Origin of the sequence: Aquabacterium commune, from assembly GCF_004362855.1 — a bacterium.
Taxonomy (GTDB): Bacteria; Pseudomonadota; Gammaproteobacteria; order Burkholderiales; family Burkholderiaceae_C; genus Aquabacterium; species Aquabacterium commune.
The window spans coordinates 1-19,455 of record NZ_SNXW01000019.1 but is presented as its reverse complement, the minus strand read 5'-3'; the positions used below and the strand labels follow the sequence as shown (position 1 = coordinate 19,455).

The window sequence follows — 19,455 nt, the reverse complement described above, 5'->3', positions numbered from 1 at the left end:
TGCGTTCAAATCCAGTGGTGCTCAGGCTCATCTGCTTCATGCTGATACTGTCTCACATTCAGGGCTGCATGCGAAGGTTTTGCAGACCTTCCCTAAGTCTCGAAATAGCTCGGATTTTATATATGCAGTGAATTCAAATCCGGGCGCTCTTACCTGCGGGCCGACCGACAGCGCGTGAAGGGCGACCCCGCTGGGGTCACACAGGTGAAGCGTTCGTTCTGTTGGAACTTTCCATTCAATCACTGACAACGTTACCGGAACGAATCGTCCATCTTCTGTCTTTATTTTATCGAGGCGAATATTCGTCGTCTGAATCTGCGCACTTCGCGGATCGACTGTTTTTTCATCGAATGTGAGGCGCAGGTCTGGATATTCAGTTAGATACGCTGCGTAGACTCGCGCCAACTCCATTAGCGCAGTGCCATCGCGAAGGGATCTGAACTCGTGTCTTATGTTGTGAATAGCGACTTCCGTACCAGCCCGCTCGGTGTCGGATACCTCTACAGGTTCTGAAACTTCGAAATCTTCGATTGTGTTGAGATGTCCAACTATTCGATAGGAATAAGTTTTCCCGTTTTCCTTGTACGTTGTGTTCCATTGCACGCGTTCGCCAAGAGCAAATGCCTTGAAGCGTCCTTTACCGTTTTTTCCGTGCAGAGCTCGTCCAGCTTGTTTGTAGGCTTGCTTTTTCCATGACTCGCCCAGCCCACCAAAAAATGATTCAACCTGACTGGGGTCAATACCGTATCCAAAGTCACGGACTCGGACAGTTTCAATCCCATCCATTTCGTTGACATCGACAGACACCGCTACCTCAGTGGACCCGGCATCGAAGCCGTTCCAAATGACCTCGGAAAGCGCCGCAATGGGTTTGGCTGCGACCAAAGTCTCGATGAAGTCCCGTTTCGCAGTCACATGCACTTTTGCCATCTGTCTCCCCTAAACTTAGTGTGACTGTACCGCTTCAGAGGGCCACCTATCACGCGCGTCGAATCGTGATTGCCCCCAGAGATATCGGCCATTGGGTGGCGCAATGTCATCCATAGGTCTGGCCATGTAGCTACTTGGTACGCGAGTGGCGAGGCTTCGTAGTTGTTTGGTCCCCGGCGAGCATGCGGCTCGGTACAAAAGTGTGTAGCCAACGTCGGCGCATGGCGCTGACCGCCCGGCGAACGTTTTTAGAGGCAGGAATTTTCGGCAGTTTGAGCTGTACTGGCTAAAATGATCACCTATGTGTGCGTTCTTGTCTTCCTCAGCACCCCTCTACCGTCAGCGTTGGCGTAAGCCAGCGACCTGATCGACCTATTGCGCCCCTGCTGGGCGCCAGACTCCCCACCTGCATGTGACACTGGCTGTCCAGTGAGCAAAAAAGCGGGTATCAAAGCGGGTATCAAAACGAGGGCTGCCAAGAAATCCCTCATGAAATCAATAGGATAGAGCGCATATGCTGCTGATGATCGACAACTACGACAGCTTCACCTTCAACCTCGTCCAGTACTTCTGTGAACTGGGCGAAGAGGTCAAGGTGGTGCGCAACGACGAAATCACGCTCGACGAGATCGCGGCCTTGAAGGCCGACCGCCTCGTGCTGTCGCCCGGGCCGTGCTCGCCCGCCGAAGCCGGCGTGTGCGTGCCGGCGCTGCAGCGCTTCGCCGGTCAGCTGCCCATCCTGGGCGTGTGCCTGGGCCACCAGAGCATCGGTGCGGCGCTCGGTGGCAAGGTGGTGCGAGCGGCCGAGCAGATGCACGGCAAGACCAGCGTCATCACGACCGACGAGCAAGGCGTTTTCGCCGGCCTGCCCAGGCAGTTCACCGTGATCCGCTACCACTCGCTGGCCATCGAGCGCGCCTCGCTGCCCGACTGCCTGCACATCTCGGCCACCACCGAGGATGGCGAAATCATGGGCGTGCGCCACACCGCCTCGCTGACCGATGCGAACTTCGCGCCGCTGGAAGGCGTGCAGTTCCACCCCGAGTCCATCCTGACCGAGCACGGCCACGCCATGCTGGCCAACTTCCTGAAGATGTGAGGCGCATGCCATGAGCCAGATCACCGACCAGCAGGCGCTGCAGCGTGTCATCGAGCACCGCGAAATCTTCCACGACGAGATGCTGGGCCTGATGCGCCGCATCATGACCGGCGAGATGTCGCCCGTGGTCATGGCCGGCCTCATCACCGGATTGCGCGTCAAGAAGGAAACCGTGGGCGAGGTCACCGCCGCGGCCCAGGTCATGCGCGAATTCGCCACGCCGGTCGAGGTGGCCGACAAGGCCCACCTCGTGGACCTGTGCGGCACCGGCGGCGACGGCGCCCACACCTTCAACATCAGCACCACGGCCATGTTCGTGGCGGCCGCAGCGGGCGCGCGCGTGGCCAAGCACGGCGGGCGCTCGGTGTCCTCCAGCACGGGCAGTGCCGACGTGCTCGAAGCGCTGGGCGTGGGCATCAACCTGCCGCCCGCCCACGTGGCCCAGGCCCTGGCTGAAACCGGCATCGGCTTCATGTTCGCGCCCAACCACCACGGCGCCATGAAGCACGCCGCGCCCATCCGCAAGGAGCTGGGCGTGCGCACGCTGTTCAACATCCTGGGGCCGCTGACCAACCCGGCCGGTGCGCCCAACCAGCTCATGGGCGTTTTCCACCCCGATCTGGTCGGCATCATGGCGCGCGTGCTGCAGCGCCTGGGGTCCCAGCACGTGCTGGTGGTGCATGGCAGCGATGGCCTCGATGAAATCACCCTGGCCGGCGACACCTTGGTGGCCGAGCTGCAAGACGGCGAGGTGCGCGAGTACCGCATCCACCCGAGCCAGTTCGGCATCGCCGAGCACGACGGCTCCATGCTCAAGGCGCAGAGCCGCGAGATGTCGCAAGCCATCCTGCAGCGCGTGCTGGCCAACGAACCCGGTCCGGCGCGCGACATCGTGCTGATGAACGCAGGCGCCGCCCTGTATGCCGCCGACGTCGCCGACAGCCTGGCCGATGGCATCGAGCGTGCCCGCGAGGCCCTGGCCAGTGGCCGGGCCGCGCAGAAGCTCGAACAGTTCGTGCAGGCCACGCAGCGCCTGGCTGCGACGCAACCCTGAGGCTCCGACATGTCCGACATCCTGCAGAAAATCGTGGCCGTCAAACACGAAGAGATCGCCCTGGCGCTGCAAAGCCGTTCGCTCGCCGAGGTGCGCGCCCAGGCCGAGCAGCGCAACCGCGATCTGAACGATGTGCGCGATTTCGCCGGTGCCCTGCGCGCCAAGGTGGCTGCCGGTCAGGCCGCGGTGATTGCCGAGGTCAAGAAGGCCAGCCCCAGCAAGGGCGTGCTGCGCGAGCACTTCGTGCCCGCCGACATCGCGCGCAGCTACGCGCAACACGGCGCCGCCTGCCTGAGCGTGCTCACCGACGAGCGCTTCTTCCAGGGCTGCGAGGCCTACCTCCGACAAGCCCGCGAAGCCTGCAGCCTGCCCGTGCTGCGCAAGGACTTCATGGTCGATGCCTTCCAGGTCTATGACGCGCGCGCCATGGGCGCCGACTGCATCCTGCTGATCGCGGCTTGCCTGGACGATGCCCAGATGCGCGACCTCGAAGCCCTGGCGCACGGGCTCGGCATGGCCGTGCTGGTCGAAGTGCACGACGGCGACGAGCTGGACCGTGCGCTGAAGCTCAAGACGCCGCTGGTCGGCATCAACAACCGCAACCTGCGCACCTTCGAGGTCACGCTGGACACCACGCTGGGCCTGTTGCCGCGCGTGCCGCCTGACCGCCTGCTGGTGACCGAATCGGGCATCCTGGGCCGCGCCGATGTGCAGCGCATGCGCGACGCCGATGTCCACGCCTTCCTGGTCGGCGAGGCCTTCATGCGCCGGCCCGACCCGGGCGTGGCGCTGGCCGAGCTGTTCGCCTGACATGTGGGCCCGCCCGCGCCTGTCTGCCTGTGCGTTGGGCCTCTGAGGGGCAAGGCATGGGCCAGGACGTGTTCGATTTCGGGGGTGCCGGGGCGCCGGTGCCCGCCTTGTCGCGCCCGCTGGACGCGCTGTTTGACGCCGTGCCCGCCGACTGGCGGCCGCTGACCGATGCCTGGCGTGCCTCGGCCCAGGGCCAGGCGCTCATCGCGCGTGTCGATGCGGCCCGGGCGAGCGGGGCGGCCATCTTTCCAGGCGATGTCTTTGCCGCCCTGCGCTTCACGCGGCGCGCCGAGGTGAGGGTGCTCATCCTCGGGCAGGACCCCTACCACGGGCCGGGGCAGGCGCACGGCCTGGCGTTTTCGGTGCGGCCGGGTGTGCCCATCCCGCCCAGCCTGCGCAACATCCGCAAGGAGCTCCAGCGTGATCTCGATGTGGGCCTGGGCGCTGGGCTGGCCTTGCCCGCCCACGGTTGCCTGCAGGCCTGGGCTCAGCGCGGCGTGCTGCTGCTCAACACCGTGCTGACGGTGGAGGCCGGCCAGGCCGCCAGCCACGCGGGCTGGGGCTGGGAGGCGCTGACCGACGCGCTGGTGACGGCCGTGGCCGCCGATGCCGCGCCCAAAGTGGCGATGCTGTGGGGTGCGCACGCGCAACGCAAAGCTGCCTTGATGCAGCAGGCGCGCCAGGCCTCGGGCGCGCCGATGGCCGACCTGTTGCTGCTGCAGAGCAACCACCCCTCGCCGCTGTCGGCCACCCGCGGGCCCGTGCCTTTCGTGGGCAACGGCCATTTCGGCCAGGCCCGGGCTTTCTGGGCCGAACGCGGCGCGACGCTGGACTGGGCGCTGGACTGAGCGTCAGTCGAAGTACCAGAGGCTCATCACGCCGAGGTGGTTGGCTTCGAACTTCTCGCCTTGTGGGTCGTCGCGGTAGCGGTAGGACTCGAACACATAGCGGCCCTTCAGCCCCCAGGACGGCGTCAAGGCGTACTCAGCCTCGACGATGAAGCCTGTGCTGGCCTTCAGCGCTGCCTTGCCAGAGACGGTGATTTCAGTGCCTTGCTGCGTGGTGAACCGACCGTTGTCGATCTTGAGTGTGGCGTGGGTCGCTTTGCGCACCCCGAAGCCGATGCGCGTGCGATCGGTGGCATGCCACAGCAGGCTCGCCTCCAAGGGCATGCGGCGGAAGCGGTACTTGCTGCCTTCGATGCCGTTGACTTGGTCGTTGTGGTACGCCCCGGTGAGTTGCACGGTCAAGGGCAACTCGCCGAGCCTGCGGCTGAAGCCGAAGCGCAGGTCGATGCCGCCGCCGGAGCTGACGTCTTCTCGGTAGCTGGTGCCGCCGCCACCCTGGGGCACCAGGTTGACTTTCAGCATGGTGTCCCCACCCGACGTGAAGCCCAGCCCCACAAAGGGACGCCAACTGTTGCGCGTGCTGGGGGTGTCGAAACCATCGGCAAAACTGGAGGCCGCGGCCAGCGACAAGGCGCACGCGACCATGGCACGGATGTGGCGCATGGCAATTCCCTGAGATGTTCTGATGGCTGAGATTGTGCCGCAGCATGACCCGCGTGCAAACAGTGCGCGAGGCGTGCTTTTCGTGGATCAGGCCACAGATTTCGGCACCCCCTGAAATCACGCATTGCACACCCATTCGGGGGTGCATCAAGCCGGCGAAATTTGCCAAAATCCACACGGCGATATCCATTTGACGCCGTTGGGTCACCTGCTTGACTTGATCCCGACGCCAAACATGCGCGAGCATGTGCCGGGCGGTCGGTCCACCTTTGGGTGGCGACGCTTTTTCCACCCACTGCGCGTTCCTGCGCTCCCGTGCACCCGAGCCCGATCCGTCGAAACCCTGTCCCCATGGCACTCACCACCACCACCGCCCCAGGCACTGCACGCTGCACCACACTGGGCGTGGTGATCGTCAACTACCAGACCTACGACCTGACGATGCGCTGTGTGGCCTCCCTGCTGGCGCAGGGCATTGCCGAACCGGCGCACATCGTGGTGGTGGACAACGATTCCCCGGATGCCTCCGGTCTGCGCTTGCAGGCCGATCTGCCTGCCGGCGTGGTCACGCTGTTGTCGGGGCGCAATGGCGGCTTTGGCGCCGGGGTGAATCTCGGCGTGGACGCCTTGAAGACCGACCTCGTCCTCATTTTGAATCCGGACACCTATTTCGAATCCAACCGCATGGATGTGATTCGTCAGATGTTCCACGGCTCACCCAAAATGGGCGTGGCCGGGCTCAAACTCGTGAATCCGGATGGCAGCCTGCAATATTCGGCGCGCAGGTTTTATTCCCTCCCTGACATCTTGGCGCGTCGCACCATGTTGGGGAAACTCGGTCCGCTGCGCCGCCTGGAGCGCTCGCACCTGCTGACGCGCAAATGGCGCCAGCCCTCGAAAACTCCGTTTTTCGAAGCCGATTGGGTGATGGGCACGGGCTTCGTGGTGCGCCGCAGCGCCTTCGAGCAGGTGGGTCGCATGGACGAGGGCTATTTCCTCTACTTCGAGGAGGTGGACCTGTGCGCCCGCATGTGGATCGAGGGCTGGCAGGTGGTGGCCGTGCCCCAGGTGGCGCTGGTCCATGACCACCAGCGCAGCAGCGCGGCGGGCATCATGTCCTTCGCGGGCAAAACCCACCTGCGCAGCATGGCCCGCTTCTTTGCCAAATTCGGTGTGCCCTGGTGGTCGCGCCCGTCGCGGGTCCGCATGGCCGCGGCCCTGGCGCGCTGGCAGGCGGCGCAGCAAGGGGGCTCTGTGGCCGGCGCGCCTGTGACCGAGCCGCAACACGGGGGCTGAGCCAAGCCCTTGCCTCCGCCATCGCCTGCCGTGTGACATGGGCCCCCCGTATCATCGGCGGGCACTGCGCCGGACAGATCACCCGGTCCGGCCGTGCCTTGCGGCCCTCCTCCTGCTCTCGCCATGAACAAGTCCCTTGCCTCCCTGCTGGCCAGCTTCCTTGCCATGCTCGCCTTGACGGCGTGCGTGCCGCCGGGCGTGCTGCAGGCGCCTCAGGGGTTCGACATCGCACCCCACATGGTCACGCCGGCGCAGCTGGCGGCCCTGCCCAAGGTGCCCACGCGCATCCGTGCGGGCGACACCCTGCGCATCGTGCGTGACGCCCAGGATTCGGCCAGCCTGGACCTGCGCAACCTCGTCGATGACAGCCAGACCCTGAACTACGTGGTGCGTGCCGATGGCACCATCGCCTTCCGCTACGCTGGCCGCATCGAGGCCGCAGGCAAGACGCCCGAAGAGCTGGCCGAGGCCTTGCGCGCCAAGTTGTCGGTGTACTACCGCGAGCCGGGCGTGACGGTCAACATCACGACCTCGCCGAGCAGCAAGGTGGTGATCGGCGGGGCCGTGCGCACACCGCTGACGGTGGACCTCTACGCCGTCTCCAACCTGGAGCAGGCCCTGTTCGCCGCCGGCGGCTTGCTGCCCGCGGCCGATCCGGCCCGCCTGGCCCTGTTGCGCCTGGACGACCAGGACCGCTACCGCTTGCATTTCATCGACTTCTCCGACGTGCTGCAGCCGCAAGAGGGTGGCCGCTCTGCCATCGCCCTGCAGCGCGGCGACATCGTCTTCGTGCCCAAGTCCAACGCGGGGGCTTCGGCCGATGGTGTGGACCTCTACTTCAACCAGTTGTTGCCGTTCTCGCGCGCCTTGGGCGTGAACGCCACGGCCAACGTCAACTGAGCCCCGGGGCCGCTGCCGCACACCATGATCGACATCCGCTCCCTGCGCGACCTGGTCCGCCTGTTCTACATCTTCCGCCGCGAGTTCTGGCTGGCCTTTGCCGGCGTGGCCGTGCTGGCGGTGGCGGGCGCTTTCCTGCTGCCACCGAAGTACACCTCGGACGCGCGCCTGCTGGTCAAGCCGGGCCGCGAGAACATGACCGCGCCCATCGAGGCCGCCGACCGCCAGGCCATCTACCCGCAAAGCACCACGCGCGACCCCATCCTCGACGAAGAGAAGATGCTCACCGGGCGCCCGGTGCTGATGCAGGTGGCGCGCCTGTACCTGGCCGAGATGTCGGCGGAACCCCAGCGCGAAGGCGTCGTCGGCAAGCTCAAGGATGCGTTCGCCAGCGTGCGCCGGGCGGTGGGTGGGGCGGTGGGCAAGGCCTTCGCCGCCATCGGCCTGGCCGAGGTGCAGAGCGAGGAAGAGGCCATCGCCGAGAAGCTGGCGGCGCGCTTTGCCGTCACGCACGGGCCGGGCTCCAACGTGATGGAGTTGAGCTTCACCTGGGGCGACCCGGTGGTGGCGCAGCGGGTGCTGAAAAGCTGGATCCGCGTTTACCTCGACGAGCGCACGACGGTGCTGGGTCGCAAGACCCTGGTGACGTTCTACGAAGCCAAGGTGCGCGACTCCGACCAGCAAATCGAGTCGGCCAAGAGCCTGCTGCGCACCCGCCTGGTCAGCATCGACGGCACCAGCGCCCAGGAGCGCCTGGACGCCCTGACCAAGCGCCTCAACGACCTCAGCACGCGCCGCGCTGAAATCGCCGCCGAGCGCACCGCCTTGCTCAACGGCATCGGCTACGCCAACCAGCAGGTGGGCAGGCTGGCCAAGGAGACGGTGTCCGAGCGCGAGCTGGGCAACAGCCCGACCTTCCAGGCGCTGAGCACGCAACTGGCCGACCTCAAGCGCCAGCGCGCCGATGCCTTGCGCATCTTCAAGGACACGGCGCCCACCATCGTGGCGCTCAATGAAAGCATCGCCACGCTGGAGGCCCAGCTCAAAACGGAAGACCGCGTGCTGCAGCGCTCCGAGCGCCGCACGCCCAACGAGCTCAACACCGTGATGGCGCGCAACCAGCTGGAAAAATCCATGCGCCTGCGCGAGCTGGATGCGCTTCACACGGCTTTCGACAAGGAAGCCACGCAGCTCGAAACGGTGCGCCGCAAGGTGCTGGAGACCGAGCCCGAACTGGCCCGCCTGGAGCAGGCCCTGTCGGTGGCCGAGAAGAGCCGTGCGCTCTACCTCGACAGCCTGGAGAAGGCGCGCATCGACCAGGCACTGGACGACAACCGCATCAACAACATCGCCCAGATCCAGGAGGCCTCGCTCAACCCCAGCCGCAGCTCGCCCAAGAGCCTGCTGCTGCTGATCCTGGCGCTGCCGGCGGCGGGCATCGTCGGCCTGGCGGTGGTCTATCTGTGCGCCATGTTCGACCAGCGCATCCACGACGGTGGCCGCTTCGAGGAGCGCTTCGGCGTGCCGCTGTGGTCGGCCGTCAAGGACATCGATGGCAGCGGCCCCGACAACGATTTCCACGCCAGCCTCTACCGCATCTACGGCACCTTGCCGCTGGAGCGCATCCAGCGCGAAGGCCTGGTGCTGGGCCTGAGCTCGGCACGCAGTGGCGAAGGGGTGAGCTTCCTGATCGAGCGCCTGCAGACCTTGCTGCAAGCCCAGGGGCTGACGGTGCGCGTCAACGCCCAGCCGGCCGTGGCCGCACCGGGCGAGGTCGTGTTGCTGGAGGCCTCGGGCCTGCACAGCAACCGCGACGCCTTCGTGCGCCTGAGCCAGGCCCACCTCATCGTGCTGGTGGTCGAGGCCCGCACCAGCACCGTGCCGGTGGTGGAGAACGCTTTGGGCGTCTTGCGCACGGCCTTCCGCAAGGTCGATGGCGTCATCCTCAACCGCCGCCGCTTCGAGGTCCCGCCTCACGTGCTGCGCTGGCTCCAGCGCTGAAGGACCCGCATGCGCCTGGCCCTGCTGTCGCCCCTGCCGCCCGAGCAAACGGGCATCGCCGATTACGCGGCGCACTGCCGCGCGGCCCTCAACCAGGCGGGCGTGGACGTGCTCACACCGCTGCAAGGCCAGCGCCCGATCACATCGCTGGCCACGGCCAAGGCCTGGGTGGCCGAGCGCGACTGGCGCCGCATCGACGTGGTCCACGCCGAGCTGGGCGGTGGTCGCCATTCCGAATTCCTGACCTTGTGCGCGCTGGCGTCCCTGCCCAACCGGCCGGCGCTGTCGGTCACCGTTCACGACCCCGAACGCCTGATCTGGAAGCCCGTCAATGGCCTGTGGCGCGCGGTGAACGCGTCGTCCTTGTTGCCGCGTGCGGCCAAGCAGGCCGTGGCGCTGCTGTCTGACCCCGTGACGCTGATGAGCGAGCGCGCCCTGGCCCGCAAGCTCGATGGCGTCGTGGCCCTGACGCAAACCGGTGCCGACCGCCTGGCCAAGCGCATGAAGCTGGCACCAGGGCGCGTCAGCGTCATCCCCCACGGCGTGTTGAGCTTGCCGCAGCGCCCCCTGCCCGACCTGCACGATGCCTTGGGCGAGGTCGCCATCAAGGTGCTGTACTTCGGCTTCATCTACAGCGGCAAGGGCATCGAGGACCTGATCGATGCGGTGGGCCGCTTGCGCCACGAGGCGCCCGAAGTCGCCGGTCGCATCCAGGTGACGATCGCCGGTGGCACCGCGCCCGACATCGCCTTTGGCGGCCAGGGCAGCTACCTCGACCAATTGCGCGAGCGTGCCGCCAAGCGCGGCCTGGCCGGCCAGGTGAGCTGGGAGCTGGACATCGACGAGCACGACATCGCCGACCTCATCCAGCGCCACCACGTGATGGTGCTGCCCTACCGCGAGTCGGCCAAGCTGGCGTTGCTGGGCCAGATGCGCGGCACCAGCGGGGCCCTGGCCTGGGCGATTGCTTGCGGTCGCGGTGCCATCACCTCGGACGCCCGCGCCTTCGCCGAAGAGATCAGCCACGGCAATGGCGCCGCCTACCGCCAGGGCGATGTGCCGGCGTTGGCCATGCGCTTGCGCGAGGTCGTCGAGCAGCCCGAGTTGCTGCTGCAATGGGCCCGGCAAGCCAGCGTGCTGGCCCAGGCACGGGCCTGGCCGACCACAGGCCAGCGCTTCCTGGGGCACTTCCAGCGCGTGATGGCGCGTGCCGACCAGGTGCGAGGCGCACGGGCGCAGGTGGGTGGCGATTCGGGTTGGGCGCGCAAGGAGTCCCTGTGAGCCCGCTGGCGCCCGTCAACCGTCGCCGCGCGCTGCGCCGGGCGGCGGGGATGGTGGGCGTGGCGAGCGCCGCTGGTTTGGCCGCTGGCGGACTGCCGCAGGCCCGCGCCTGGTCGCTGCTGAACCGCACCCCCAAGGCCCTGGCCCCGGTGCCGATGAAGCCGGTGGTGTGGGCCGATTTCCTCGGTGTCAACGCGCAGCTGCAGTGGTTCTCGCCCGAGATCGCGCAGCAGCAGGTCAAGCACCTGCAGGCGCTCGGCCTGAGCTGGGTGCGCCTGGCCTTGCACTGGATGCTGCTGGAGCCCGAGCCCGGCCAGCACAAGCTTGAAGGCACCGACCGCATGATGGCGCTGGTCCGACAGGCCGGCCTGCGCAGCATCGTCTATGTGGTGGGTTCGCCGCGCTTTGCCAGTTCGGCGCCGGCCGGTGCGCCCTATGCCGACAAGTACCCGCCGTCCGACCCGCAGGTCTATGCGCAGCGCATGGTGGCATTGGCGCAGCGCTACCCCATGGTCGATGTCTGGCAGGTCTGGAACGAGCCCAACATCCCGGCGTTCTGGCAGCCCCGCATCGACCCCGAAGGCTATGCCCGCCTGCTGCAGCCCGCGGTGGCGGCTTTGCGCAAGGCCGTGCCGAACAAGCCCATCGCCATGGCCGGCATGGCCTACCACAGCGAGATGGCCGGTCGCGGCGGGCTGATGCTCGACGCCATGGGCAAGCTGGGCGCCTACAAGCTCAAGCTCATCGCTTGCTACCACCCCTACACGGCCGAGCCGGAAGGTGCGCAAGATGGCGCCCGCGACTTCCTCACCCACACGCCCTTCGTCAACCAGGGCTTGCGTGCCTACGGGGTGCAGCAGATCTGGGCCACCGAGTGGGGCTGGTCGAGCTACGACGGCCCCAAAGAAGAGCAGCCCATCGTCGGCGAGGCCGGCCAGGCCGGGCACACGCTCAAGCGCCTGGCGCTGATGGCCACGCAGGACTTCGACCGCATCTTCCTGTTCACCCTGGCCGACCTCGACGCCCGCGCCGGTGTGCGCGACCGCCGCTACGGCCTGCTGCGCGAAGACGGCAGCCCGAAGCCCGTGTACCACGCGCTGCAGCGCTTCCTGGCCGTGTGCGGGCCGCGCCTGGCGCCTGGTGCGCCGGTGCGCGTGGCCGGCAGCAACGGCCGGGCAGGCAGTGCCGCAGGCGAGCTGCCCGAAGGCCTGGTCAGCATCGCCTGGCAACGCGCCGACGGCCAGCGCCTGTGGATGGCCTGGGCCCATGCCCCCATGACCGTGAGCCTGCCGGGCCTGAGCCTGGGTCAGGGCAAGGCGGTGTGGCACCAGCCGGTGGCGGGCACGCAGCGCGAGGTGCGCGCCGAGGCCGGTCAGCCCCTGCGCCTGGACGTGGGCACCGAGTTGCAGATCCTGGTCTGGTGAGAGGCGCAGACATGCCCCACGACACCCTGCCGCCGCAGCGCATCCTCTGGACGATGCCCTACCTGCCCTGGCCCATCACCAGCGGTGGCAAGGCGCGCCAGTACCACCTGCTGCGCTGCATGGCCGAGCGCGGCCACCGCATCACCCTGCTGGTGCAGTCCAAAACCCCGGCCGATGCCGCGGTGCACGCGGCCCTCAAGCCGCTGGTCGATGAGCTCATCGTGCTGCCGCGCAGGCCGCTCAAGCACCCGCTCACGCTGTGGCACGCGGCCTGCTCGCGCCTGCCCCTGCTGACCAGCGTCAATGGCTTTGCGCCAGCGCTCAGCGCGCGTTTCGAGGCCTTGCTGCAAAGCCGTCACTGGGACGTCGTCCAGATCGAGCACAGCTACGGCCTGCAGCCCTTCCTCGCGGCGCTGCAGCGCCATCGCCAGCCGTTTTTGCTGGTCGAGCACAACGTCGAGTCCGAGCTCGGTGCGGCCACCTACGGCCAGTGGCCGGCGCTCGCCAGGCCGGTGGTCTGGTACGACCAATGGCGCGCCCGCCGTTGGGAGCGCCAGGCCATGTCGATGGCCGATGTCGTCGTGGCCGTGACCGACGCCGATGCGCGCAAGCTCGCCGCCATTGGCGGACGCCCGACCTGCGTCGTCAGCAACGGCGTGGACACCCGGGGCTTCGCCGACGTCCAGCCCGATGCCGCCGGCCAGCGTGTGCTGTTCGTCGGCAACTACGAGTACGCGCCCAACATCGATGCCGTCGAGTGGGCGCTCGACGAGGTCTGGCCACGCCTGTGGGCCCTGCGCCCCGAGGCACGCTTCGTGGTCTGTGGCCACGCGATGCCCGATGCCTGGCGCCAGCGCTGGCCCGATCCGCGCATCGACTGGCGCGGCTATGTGCCCAGCCTGCCCGAGGTGCAATCGCAATCGGCCGTGTTCATGGCACCGCTGCGCAGCGGCGGCGGCTCCAAGCTCAAGGTGCTCGAAGCCTTGGCGGCGGGCTTGCCGGTGGTCAGCACGCGCGAGGGCCTGTCTGGCCTGGACGTGCAAGACGGCGTGCAAGCCCGGGTGGCCGACACCGCCGATGCCATGGCGCAGGCCACGGCCGAGCTGCTGGCCCAGCCCGATCACGCCCAGGCTTTGGGGCAGGCGGCCCGCCAGCACGTGACGGCGCGTTTCGATTGGTCTGCCGCGGCCACCCAGCTGGAAGCGGCCCATGCCGCCGTGCGCCGCACCGCCCGCGGAGAGCGCCCATGAAGGTGGGGCTGGACTTCCGCGCCGTCACGGCCGCGCCGCAATCGGGCGTGGCCCGCCAGACCCTGGCCCTGCACGAGTGCGTGCGCCAGCGCGCCGACACCCAGGTCCTGCCCTTCACCGCCGCGCCGGCCGACCACCCGCACCGCGGCAAGGCCGTCTGCCCTGTGTTCGCCAGCCCGGTCGAGGGCCTGCACCGGCCATCCGAGCGCTGGCGTTTCGAGCGGCACTTCCTGCCCGAAGCGATCACCGTTCACGGCATCGATGCGTACGTGGCCACGGTCAACATGGGCCTGCCCATCGGCTTGACGTCGCGGCAGCGCGAACGCACCCGCTGGGTGCTGCACCTGCACGATGTCTTCCAGCTCACGCAGCGCAACCGGCACGGCTCGTTCTGGCGCGAAAAGGCTTACCGTTTCATTGACCGTTTGAGCATCGGCCATGCCGTGGGTCTGGCCGATGCCATCTGGGTGCCGTCCGACCACACAGCACAGTCGGTGCTCGACCTCTTCCCGCAGGCCGCCAGCCGCCTCCGCGTCCTGCCCAATGCCGTGCCCTGCGAGGCCTGGCGCTGCATGCAGCACGAGGTTTTTGCGCCGCCGCGCTACTGGCTGGTGGTGGGCGTGCGCGAGCCGCGCAAGAACGTGCCCTGGTTCGTGACGGCCTGGGCGCTGGCCCGTCGCCGCTGGCCCGACCTCATCCCCGAGCTGGTGCTGATCGGCCACCCCGACGATGTGCCCGGTGCCCCTGAGGGCGTGCGCTTCGTGCACGGCATCCAGGACGCCCAACTCGCCAGCTGGTACCGCCAGGCCGAGCGCCTGTGGCACCCCTCGTTGGCCGAAGGCTTCGGCCTGCCGGTGGTGGAAGCAGCGGCCTGCGGCACGCCCGTGGCCTCGGCCCGAGGCTCGGCGCTGGACGAGGTCACGCCCCCGGGCGCGCCCCGTTTCGACCCCCGCGACACCGACGCCCTGGTGGCCCTGATGCACGACCTGGCCCAGCAGCGCCGCGGCCCTGCCGATGCGCCCGATCGCCTGCAGGCATGGGCGCGCCGCTTCGACCTGGCCGCCCACGCTCAGCGGGTGGACGCCTTGCTCCAGGAGTTGTCGTGAGCGCGGTGGCCTCGTCCGCGCTGCGCTGGATGCCGCTGCTGGCAGGGCTGCTGTTCGGCGCCCTGTTCATGATCGGCGGCCTGCCCGTGCTCGTGCTGGGCCTGGTCGCCGTGCTGGTGCTGGTCAGTGTGTTGGCCAAGCCTTTGCGAGGCCTGCTGGCGTTTTGCGTCGTGGCCCCCTTCATCCCCTGGACGACGGTCACGCTCGGCATCCGCATGACGGTGTCGGAGGCCCTGCTGGCGCTGACCTGGGCCGGTGTGGCCTGGCAGTGGTTGATGGGGCGCTTGCCGCAGCTGCAGCGCGGCCCCACCGAGCGCGCCATGGGCTGGTTGATCCTGTGGTCGCTGGTGCCGCTGGTGGTCGGCCAGTTGACGGTGCACGGGGTCGAGGGCAACGGCCCGGTCAACTGGGTGCGCTGGTTGCTCAACCTGTCCACGCTCTTCCTGGTGCCCTTGCTCACGCCCCGTCCTGAGCAACGCCGTCAGATGATGGATTGCCTCATCGTCGGCTTCGCGGCCATGCTGGCGCTGTCCCTGTTCTACTTCCTGCGCACGCCCGACGCCCGCGTCATGATCCCGGTGCTGGCCAGCCTCAAGTACGCCCACCCCGAGGCCATCCAGGACATCTTCTCGGCCAACTACACCCGCATGGCCTCGCCCTGGGTGCACCCCAACTCCACCGGCGGTGCGCTCCTGCTGGGCGTGCCCTTGGCGTTTTTCTACGGCATCACGCAAACGGGCTGGCGGCGCGCGCTCGGCATGGCCGTGACCCTGGCAGGCGCAGCCGGCATCGTGTTCAGTGGTTCGCGCGGCGCCCTGCTGTGCATGGCTGCGTTGGTGGTCTGGCTGGCCTGGCGACGCGCACCCGGCGCGGGCCGCACCTTGCTCATCGGCGGCGTGCTGGCGGCCGTGATGCTGATTGCTTATCCGCCGGCGCAAGAGCGCCTGTTTTCGCTGTTCCAAGGCTCGAAAGACGCCAGCACCAGCGTGCGTTTCGACGAGTACCGCAACTTCCACCGCGCCGTCGAGCGCTACCCACTGGGCCTGGGCTTCAAGGTGGACCCACCGCCGCCCGGCACCGACCTGTTCGGCATCTCCAATCTCTGGCTCAACTACATGTACAAGCTGGGCGCGCCGGCCATGCTGCTGTTCATCGCCGTCACGGTGGCCTGGTGGCGCGAAGTGCGTCAGCTGGGCGACCTCGCCCGCATGAACACCGACAATGCCCTGCGCGTGGGCAGCGTGGGCGCCATGCTGGCAGCCCTGCTCACCGGCTTCATCGATCATTACTTCAGCTTCACCCAAGTGTTGCTGGCCTTGTTCTGGCTCACGATGGCCATCAGCCTTCAGCAGTCCAGGCCCTTGCCGCCGCCACCAGCGCCTCCGCGACCCACCCCATGAAACACCGCATCCTCCACAGCGTCAACCTGCGCGACCGCCTGGCCGACTACGCGCCCAAGCTCGGCGTGTCCCTGCCCGAACTCACCACCGCCTTTGACTGGATGTGCGCCCACAACGTCGCCTTCGAAGAGGTGGGCCGTGGCGGCGTGACCAACAGCTACATCGCCTACGTCAACATCGAGCCACGCATCGAGCACCCGCTGGCGCGCCGCTTCTATGCCTTGCTGCGCGACGAGATCCCGGTCGGCTTCGTGCCGCTGTACGGCATCAACTGGCCCACGCTGGTGGACCGCTGGCGCCGCGCCTGGGAGCAGGTTTACAACATGCTCATCAACAAGATCCCCAGCCACAACGTGCGCCTGGCGTGGTTGCGCATGGGCGGCGCCAAGATCGGCAAGGGCTCGACCGTCTGGCGCAACACCGAGGTCATCGGCGTCGATGGTTTGCAGATCGGCGAAGACTCCTGCGTGGGCTGGCACTGCCAGCTCGATGCGCGCGCCGGCCTGCGCATCGGCAACCACGTCACCATCGCCTCGCACAGCATCGTCATCGCCGGTGGCCATGACCTCAACGCCCCCGAGTTCTGGGCCTTCGGCGCACCCATCGCCATCGAGGACTACGCCTGGATCACCACCCGCGTCATCTTGCTGCCCGGCGCCCACATCGGCGAAGGCGCGGTGGTGGCGGCCAACACCGTGGTGTCCAAGCCGGTCGAGGCCTACACCATCGTCGGTGGCCAGGGCGCCAAGGTGCTGGGCCAGCGCGTGCGCGGCCTGAACTACAAGGTGGGCGGCAAGGGCCTGTTCACCTTGCTGCACTGAGGCGCTGGGCTGTCCATGCTCGGCGCTGCATCGCTCCTCACCCTGGTCACGCTGGGCGGCCTCGTGGCCGGTTTTGCGCGCGAATGGCTGCTCGTGGCCAGCTGGGGTGCCAGCGCGCGCACCGACGCCTACGTCATCGCCATGTTCCTTCCCGAGGCGGTGCGCGCCATGCTGGCCGCGGGCGTGTTCACATCGTCGGCGCTGGCCCTGTGGCAAGGCCGGGATGCGGCCCAGCAGCGCGCCTGGTTCGGCCAGATCAACACCGCCTTGTGCTGCGTCAGTGTGCTGATGTCGCTGGTGTTCGCCATCGGCGCGCCGTGGTGGGTGCACCTGATGGCGCCGGGCCTGGCGCCTGCGCACCAGGACGTCACCCAGCACAGCCTGGCCATCCTGGCCTGGTGCCTGCCCGGCATCGTGCTGCAGGCCTGGTGGGCCGTGCCGCGCCACGCGGGTGGGCACTTCCTGCTCGCGGGCGCCGCTTCCCTGGCCTACAACCTGCCAGCCCTGGCTTACCTCGCCTGGCAGCGCGATGCCGCCGAGCCGCAAGCCCTGTCCTGGGCCTTCGTGGCGGGCAGCGTGGCCTCGGCGCTGCTGCTGTTGCCATCGGCCTGGCGCGTGGGCCTGCGCTGGCACCGCCTGAGCGACAGCTTCCAGGCCTTGCGCGCCTGGGGCCTGCAGCTCGGCCCCCTGCTGGGCAGCGCCGTGGCGGGCCAGGGCATCACCCTGCTGGAGCGTGTGGTGGCCTCCTACCTCGGCGAGGGCGTGGTCACCGGGGTCAACCTCGCACGCAAGCTGATGAACCTGCCGCTGATCGCCCTGCAAAGCCTCAACCAGGTCCTGCTCAGCCTCATGAGCCGCCGCCAGGGCGAGCGCCTGGCCCTGTTGCGTGGCGGCCTGGCCGCGGTCACCCTGGTGAGCCTGCCCGCCGCCCTCGGCCTGATGCTCAGCGCACCCGCCCTCATCACCCTGCTCTTCCCCAAGGTCCATGGCACCGAAGCCTTGGTGACCTTGCTGGCCGGCTATGCCGCCATCCTCGTGCTGGCGGGCTGGAACACCTTGCTGGCCCGCTACCACTACGCCGAGGGCGACACCCGAGGCCCCATGCTGGCCGAGCTGCGCGGCAGCCTGCTCCAGGCCCTGAGCCTGCCGGTGCTGGCCTGGTGGTGCGGCCCTCTGGGCATCGTCTGGGCCTTGATGCTGGGCACCTTGCTCACGGGCTGGCAACTGCTGCAAGTGCCAGCCCTGCAACACGCCCTGGCCTCGATGCGGCTGGGCGCACAGGCCGGCGTCGGTGCGTTGGCGCTGGCCATGTCGTGGCTGGTGTTGCGCCCGAGCCTGTCGGCCCAGCCTGTGTGGTTGCTGGGCGAGGCCGCTGCGGTGGGGGCGATCAGCATGCTGATGCTGGCCGTGTGGCTGCGACCGTGGCGTTTGCGCTGAATGCTCGCGTTGAAGGCTTTGCCACGTGATTGCAAACAACAGTTTGCGAAAGCTTGCAAAGCTGTGATAAAGTCTAGGGCTTGCCTTGGAGGGGTGCCCGAGTGGCTAAAGGGGGCAGACTGTAAATCTGTTGGCTTACGCCTACACTGGTTCGAATCCAGTCTCCTCCACCAGGCAAACCCGTTCAAATTTGTTTTTGACGGGATGCAGACGAAGCGCAAAGTGCACACCCTCATGGGTGCCTCAGCGACCAGTCGGCGATGCTGAATGACTCCCGGGCGGGAGTAGTTCAATGGTAGAACCTTAGCCTTCCAAGCTAATGACGCGGGTTCGATTCCCGTCTCCCGCTCCACAGGTCAAGGTTCTGTCATATGTGACGTGATACCATCGCGGTCTTCGCTGAATGCGGAGGTTGTGTCAGATGTCAACACGGGTTTGGGTTTTTCCGAATCCAGGCCCGTGTTGATGCCCATGTGGCTCAGTGGTAGAGCACCCCCTTGGTAAGGGGGAGGTCGGCAGTTCGATCCTGCCCATGGGCACCACACCCTTTCCCGCGCTTTCAGTTTCTTTTTTGGCTCACTTCTGCATCGCTAGGAGCGATAGACATGGCAAAAGGCAAGTTTGAACGGACCAAGCCGCACGTGAACGTCGGCACGATTGGCCACGTTGACCACGGCAAGACCACCCTGACGGCAGCCATCGCGACCGTTCTGTCGAAGAAGTTTGGCGGCGAAGCCAAGGCCTACGACCAGATCGACGCAGCGCCCGAAGAAAAGGCCCGCGGCATCACCATCAACACCGCCCACGTCGAGTACGAAACGGCCAACCGCCACTACGCTCACGTGGACTGCCCCGGCCACGCCGACTACGTCAAGAACATGATCACCGGCGCCGCCCAGATGGACGGCGCGATCCTGGTGTGCTCGGCCGCTGACGGCCCGATGCCCCAGACGCGTGAACACATCCTGCTGAGCCGCCAGGTGGGCGTGCCTTACATCATCGTCTTCCTGAACAAGGCCGACATGGTGGACGACGCCGAACTGCTGGAGCTGGTCGAAATGGAAGTGCGCGAGCTGCTGTCCAAGTACGACTTCCCCGGCGACGACACCCCGATCATCAAGGGTTCGGCCAAGCT

The 19,455-nt window shown here is 67.4% G+C and carries 17 protein-coding genes and 3 tRNA genes; 18 read left to right on the top strand and 2 right to left on the bottom strand.

Going from position 1 to position 19,455, the window contains the following annotated elements; genetic code table 11:
* Positions 1 to 36: 36 nt before the first annotated feature.
* Positions 37 to 930: an ATP-binding protein gene (locus EV672_RS17980; protein WP_133611335.1), complete on the bottom strand. Its 894-nt coding sequence runs from the start codon at positions 928 to 930 to the stop codon at positions 37 to 39.
* A 514-nt stretch (positions 931 to 1,444) separates the two neighbouring features.
* On the opposite strand from EV672_RS17980, the gene EV672_RS17975 reads away from it, so the two are divergent.
* From EV672_RS17975 to EV672_RS17960, 4 genes are read left to right on the top strand one after another with little or no spacing between them, the layout of a single operon-like run.
* Positions 1,445 to 2,029: an aminodeoxychorismate/anthranilate synthase component II gene (locus tag EV672_RS17975; RefSeq protein WP_133611334.1), complete on the top strand. Its 585-nt coding sequence runs from the start codon at positions 1,445 to 1,447 to the stop codon at positions 2,027 to 2,029.
* A gap of 10 nt (positions 2,030 to 2,039) precedes the next feature.
* Positions 2,040 to 3,083, top strand: coding sequence for an anthranilate phosphoribosyltransferase (gene trpD / locus EV672_RS17970; RefSeq protein WP_133611333.1), 1,044 nt, complete (start codon positions 2,040 to 2,042; stop codon positions 3,081 to 3,083).
* A 9-nt stretch (positions 3,084 to 3,092) separates the two neighbouring features.
* Positions 3,093 to 3,893, top strand: coding sequence for an indole-3-glycerol phosphate synthase TrpC (gene trpC / locus EV672_RS17965; RefSeq protein WP_133611332.1), 801 nt, complete (start codon positions 3,093 to 3,095; stop codon positions 3,891 to 3,893).
* Positions 3,894 to 3,949: 56 nt separating this feature from the next.
* On the top strand, positions 3,950 to 4,741 hold the full coding sequence (locus EV672_RS17960; RefSeq protein ID WP_133611331.1) for a uracil-DNA glycosylase: 792 nt from the start codon (positions 3,950 to 3,952) through the stop codon (positions 4,739 to 4,741).
* A 3-nt stretch (positions 4,742 to 4,744) separates the two neighbouring features.
* Here the strand turns inward: EV672_RS17960 and EV672_RS17955 are convergent, their stop codons facing one another.
* Positions 4,745 to 5,404 carry a hypothetical protein gene (locus EV672_RS17955; protein ID WP_133611330.1) on the bottom strand — a complete coding sequence of 220 codons (660 nt, stop codon included), beginning with the start codon at positions 5,402 to 5,404 and terminating at the stop codon, positions 4,745 to 4,747.
* Between the two features lie 351 nt (positions 5,405 to 5,755).
* On the opposite strand from EV672_RS17955, the gene EV672_RS17950 reads away from it, so the two are divergent.
* The 14 genes from EV672_RS17950 to EV672_RS17885 all read left to right on the top strand — a co-directional run.
* Complete coding sequence (locus EV672_RS17950) at positions 5,756 to 6,700, top strand: glycosyltransferase family 2 protein (protein ID WP_133611329.1); 945 nt, start codon at positions 5,756 to 5,758, stop codon at positions 6,698 to 6,700.
* A 123-nt stretch (positions 6,701 to 6,823) separates the two neighbouring features.
* Positions 6,824 to 7,600 carry a polysaccharide biosynthesis/export family protein gene (locus tag EV672_RS17945; protein WP_133611328.1) on the top strand — a complete coding sequence of 259 codons (777 nt, stop codon included), beginning with the start codon at positions 6,824 to 6,826 and terminating at the stop codon, positions 7,598 to 7,600.
* Positions 7,601 to 7,624: 24 nt separating this feature from the next.
* On the top strand, positions 7,625 to 9,601 hold the full coding sequence (locus EV672_RS17940; RefSeq protein WP_133611327.1) for a GumC family protein: 1,977 nt from the start codon (positions 7,625 to 7,627) through the stop codon (positions 9,599 to 9,601).
* 9 nt (positions 9,602 to 9,610) lie between these two features.
* On the top strand, positions 9,611 to 10,882 hold the full coding sequence (locus EV672_RS17935; protein WP_133611326.1) for a glycosyltransferase: 1,272 nt from the start codon (positions 9,611 to 9,613) through the stop codon (positions 10,880 to 10,882).
* Positions 10,879 to 12,306 (top strand): cellulase family glycosylhydrolase, encoded by a 1,428-nt coding sequence (locus tag EV672_RS17930; RefSeq protein WP_166643634.1) that lies wholly within the window; start codon positions 10,879 to 10,881, stop codon positions 12,304 to 12,306. Before EV672_RS17935 ends, EV672_RS17930 begins: the two co-directional genes overlap by 4 nt.
* Before the next feature lie 11 nt (positions 12,307 to 12,317).
* A complete protein-coding gene (locus EV672_RS17925) occupies positions 12,318 to 13,556 on the top strand; it encodes a glycosyltransferase family 4 protein (RefSeq protein WP_133611324.1) in 1,239 nt (412 codons plus the stop codon).
* The gene (locus tag EV672_RS17920) at positions 13,553 to 14,662 is read left to right on the top strand and encodes a glycosyltransferase family 4 protein (protein ID WP_133611323.1); all 1,110 of its coding nucleotides are present in this window, start codon (positions 13,553 to 13,555) and stop codon (positions 14,660 to 14,662) included. Before EV672_RS17925 ends, EV672_RS17920 begins: the two co-directional genes overlap by 4 nt.
* Complete coding sequence (locus EV672_RS17915; protein ID WP_208110808.1) at positions 14,659 to 16,062, top strand: O-antigen ligase family protein; 1,404 nt, start codon at positions 14,659 to 14,661, stop codon at positions 16,060 to 16,062. Before EV672_RS17920 ends, EV672_RS17915 begins: the two co-directional genes overlap by 4 nt.
* Complete coding sequence (locus tag EV672_RS17910) at positions 16,059 to 16,883, top strand: acyltransferase (protein ID WP_133611322.1); 825 nt, start codon at positions 16,059 to 16,061, stop codon at positions 16,881 to 16,883. The genes EV672_RS17915 and EV672_RS17910 overlap by 4 nt, the downstream gene beginning before the upstream one ends.
* A gap of 15 nt (positions 16,884 to 16,898) precedes the next feature.
* A complete protein-coding gene (locus EV672_RS17905) occupies positions 16,899 to 18,320 on the top strand; it encodes a lipid II flippase MurJ (RefSeq protein ID WP_133611321.1) in 1,422 nt (473 codons plus the stop codon).
* Between the two features lie 87 nt (positions 18,321 to 18,407).
* Positions 18,408 to 18,493: transfer RNA gene (locus EV672_RS17900), tRNA-Tyr, on the top strand.
* Between the two features lie 105 nt (positions 18,494 to 18,598).
* A tRNA-Gly gene (locus EV672_RS17895) sits at positions 18,599 to 18,672 on the top strand.
* 115 nt (positions 18,673 to 18,787) lie between these two features.
* A tRNA-Thr gene (locus EV672_RS17890) sits at positions 18,788 to 18,862 on the top strand.
* Between the two features lie 63 nt (positions 18,863 to 18,925).
* Positions 18,926 to 19,455: GTP-binding protein (locus EV672_RS17885; protein WP_133611320.1), on the top strand; the 530-nt coding region annotated here is incomplete at its 3' end.